Here is a 3,228-nt window from a genome sequence, read left to right as displayed (position 1 = left end):
CAGGTGCGCGGCAGCATCGCGGCCAACGGCCCGGCGCTCGCGGTGATGGACATCGCCGGCGCGCAGGCGACGTTCGGCTGGCTCGGGCGGCTCAGCCGCATCGACGTGCGGCTCGCACCGGGTGCCGACCGCGGTGCCGTGCTGCAGGCGCTGGCGCTGCCCGACGGCGTGCGTGCGGCGTCGCCGGACGAAGCGGCGCAGCGGGTGTCGAACGTGTCGCGCGCCTACCGGGTGAACCTGACGGTGCTCGCGCTGGTGGCGCTGTTCACCGGGGCGTTCCTGGTGTTCTCGATCCTGTCGCTGTCGGTCGCGAAGCGCCAGCCGCAGCTCGCTCTTCTTGGCGTGCTGGGCCTGGCCGGGCGTGAGCGCTTGCAGCTGGTGCTGGCGGAGTCGGCACTGCTGGGGGCCGTCGGCAGCGTGCTGGGGCTCGCGCTCGGCACCGCGCTCGCGGCGCTGGCCTTGCGGCTGCTGGCGGGCGACCTGGGCGGCGGGTACTTTCCGGGCGTGGCTCCCCACCTGCAGTTCAGCGCGCTGGCAGCGCTCGCGTATGGCGGGCTCGGCGTGCTGGCCGCGCTGGTCGGCGGGTGGATTCCGGCGCGGGCGGCGCAGCAACTGGCGCCCGCGCAGGCGTTGAAGGGGCTGGGCACGCAGCAAGGCCGCACGGCACGCTGGCCCGGCCCGGCCTTGCTGGCGGCCGGGGTCGTGCTYGCGCTGCTGCCGCCGATCGCCGAGATCCCGCTCGCCGCGTACCTCTCGGTCGCCTGCCTGCTGCTGGGCGGCATCGCCTGCGTGCCGGTGGGTGTCGCGGCGCTGCTGTCGCTGCTGAAACCGTCGACGCGGCCGCTCGCGCTGCTGGCCATCGAGCGCGCCCGCCACCAGCGCAACACCGCGACGATCGCGGTGGCGGGTGTCGTCGCGAGCCTCAGCCTGGCGGTCGCGCTGACGGTGATGGTCGCGAGCTTCCGCGATGCCGTCACCCAATGGCTGGACACCGTGCTGCCGGCCGACCTCTACCTGCGCGCCGCGGCCGGCCCCGGCGGCAACGACGTGGTGACCTTACCGCCGCAACTGCTGCAGCGCGCTGCGGCGGTCGGCGGCGTGCTGCGCGTCGAATCGCAGCGGGTGTCGGTGGTGCAGCTGGATCCGCAGCGGCCGGGCGTCGTGCTGATCGCGCGGCCGTTGTCGCAGCCGGAGAAGGAGCTGCTGCTGGTCGGCGAACTGTTGCCGCTGCCGGCCGGCGAGCGTGCGGCCTACGTCAGCGAGGCGATGGTGAGCCTGTACGGGGCGGCACCGGGCACGCGGCTGGCGATGCCGCTGCCGGACGGCCGCCGCGTGACGCTCTTCGTGCGCGGCGTCTGGCGCGACTACGCGCGCCAGCACGGCGCCGTCACGCTGCATGCGGCCGACTACCAGCAGCTGACCGGCGACACGAAGGTCAACGACATGGCCTTGTGGTTGGCCGCGGGCACCGACCTCGGCAGCGTGCAGACGGCGCTGCGGGCGGCAGCAGCAGCCAGCGGGCTGGACGGCAGCCTGCTGGAGTTCGCATCACCCGGCGAGATCCGGGCGGTCTCGCTGCGCATCTTCGACCGCAGCTTTGCGGTCACCTACTGGCTGCAGGCGGTGGCGATCGCGATCGGGCTGTTCGGCATCGCCGCCAGCTTTTCGGCGCAGGTGCTGGCCCGGCGCAAGGAATTCGGCTTGCTGGCCCACCTGGGGCTGACGCGGCGGCAGGTGCTGGCGGTGGTGTCGATCGAAGGTGCCGTCTGGACGGCCGCCGGCGCGCTGCTCGGCCTGCTGCTGGGGCTGGCCGTCAGCGTCGTGCTGGTGAAGGTCGTCAATCCGCAGAGCTTCCATTGGACGATGGACCTGCTGCTGCCCTGGGGGCGGCTCGCAGCGCTGTGCCTGGCGGTGGTCGCGGCGGGGACCGTCACCGCGTGGCTGTCGGCGCGCAGCGCGGCGGGGCGGCAGATGGCGCTGGCGGTCAAGGAGGACTGGTGACGGCCGCGCAGCTCGAACGGGACGGGAACGGGACGGGCTCAGGCGGGCCGGGCCGCCTGCGCGTCGCGCCAGGTGAGGTAGACGCGCAGGTCGAACTCGAGCTGGTGGTAGTCGGGCGCMATGTGTTCGCACAGCTGGTAGAACGCCTTGTCGTGCGCCCGCTCCTTCAGGTGCGCGAGTTCGTGCACGACGATCATCTTCAGGAAATCGGCAGGCGCCGTCCGGAACACACCGGCGATGCGGATCTCGCGCTTGGCCTTCAGCTGGCTGCCCTGGACGCGCGAGGTCATCACATGCAGGCCGAGCGCGTGCTCGACGACCTGCAGCTTGTTGTCGAAGGCGACCTTGCTGAGCGGCGGTGAACTGCGCATGAAGCGGTTCTTCAGCGCCATCGTGTAGTCGTACAGCGCGCCGTCGGTGCGGATGTCGTGCAGATCGGCGTAGCGCGACGACAGGCGCTCGCCCAGCGTGCCGGCGTCCAGCAGGTCGCGCACCTGGGCTTGCAGCGGCTCGGCGTAGCCGGTCAGGTATTTCAGCGGCGGCGCGGTCATCGGGGGGCGTTCGGCATGCTTTCGGCGGTGGGCCGAGGGTTCACGGGCGTCATGGGGTCAGGGGCGCAGTGTGCCAGCGATGCGCTCGATGCTCGGTGCCGTCGCTCGCATCACCCGATGCACCGGCGACAATCCGCCGATGGACATCGATGCTGAGGCCGTGGCGGCCGAAACCCGCGCCTGGGTCAACCGGGCAGTCATCGGGCTCAACCTGTGCCCGTTCGCGAAGGCGGCGCAGGTGAAGGAGCTGATCCGCTACGTCGTCAGCGACGCGTCCGATGAAGAGAGCCTGATGGCCACGCTGTGCGAAGAGATGCAGCGCCTGGTCGACACGCCGGCAACGGAGATCGAGACCACGCTGGTAATCCATCCCCGCGTGCTGAACGATTTCGCCGACTTCAACGACTTTCTTGGCGCAGCCGAGGATGTGGTCGGCGAGATGGGACTCGAGGGCGTGCTGCAGGTAGCCGCTTTCCATCCCGAGTTCCAGTTCGGCGGGACCGAGCCCGACGACATCACGAACGCCACCAACCGCTCGCCCTGGCCCACGCTGCACCTGCTGCGTGAGGACAGCATCACGAAAGCGGTCGACAGCTTCCCGGACCCCGACAGCATCTACGAGACCAACATGCGGACGATGGAAACGCTGGGCGCTGCCGGGTGGCTGGCGCTGCAG

The 3,228-nt window shown here is 71.4% G+C and carries 3 protein-coding genes; 2 read left to right on the top strand and 1 reads right to left on the bottom strand.

Features of this window, described 5'->3' with window-relative positions; genetic code table 11:
• Positions 1-2,001: FtsX-like permease family protein (locus tag AC1D12_RS28975; protein ID WP_477844595.1), on the top strand; the 2,001-nt coding region annotated here is incomplete at its 5' end.
• Between the two features lie 38 nt (positions 2,002-2,039).
• On the opposite strand, the gene AC1D12_RS28970 is transcribed toward AC1D12_RS28975, so the two are convergent.
• Positions 2,040-2,552: a YgjP-like metallopeptidase domain-containing protein gene (locus tag AC1D12_RS28970; RefSeq protein ID WP_477844593.1), complete on the bottom strand. Its 513-nt coding sequence runs from the start codon at positions 2,550-2,552 to the stop codon at positions 2,040-2,042.
• A 139-nt stretch (positions 2,553-2,691) separates the two neighbouring features.
• On the opposite strand from AC1D12_RS28970, the gene AC1D12_RS28965 reads away from it, so the two are divergent.
• A partial coding sequence (locus tag AC1D12_RS28965) for a DUF1415 domain-containing protein (protein ID WP_477844591.1) occupies positions 2,692-3,228 on the top strand: 537 nt, incomplete at its 3' end.

The organism is Rhizobacter sp. P1_G5 (genome assembly GCF_056405435.1).
Note: the sequence above shows the minus strand (reverse complement) of the source record. Positions and strands in the feature narration are given on the sequence as shown.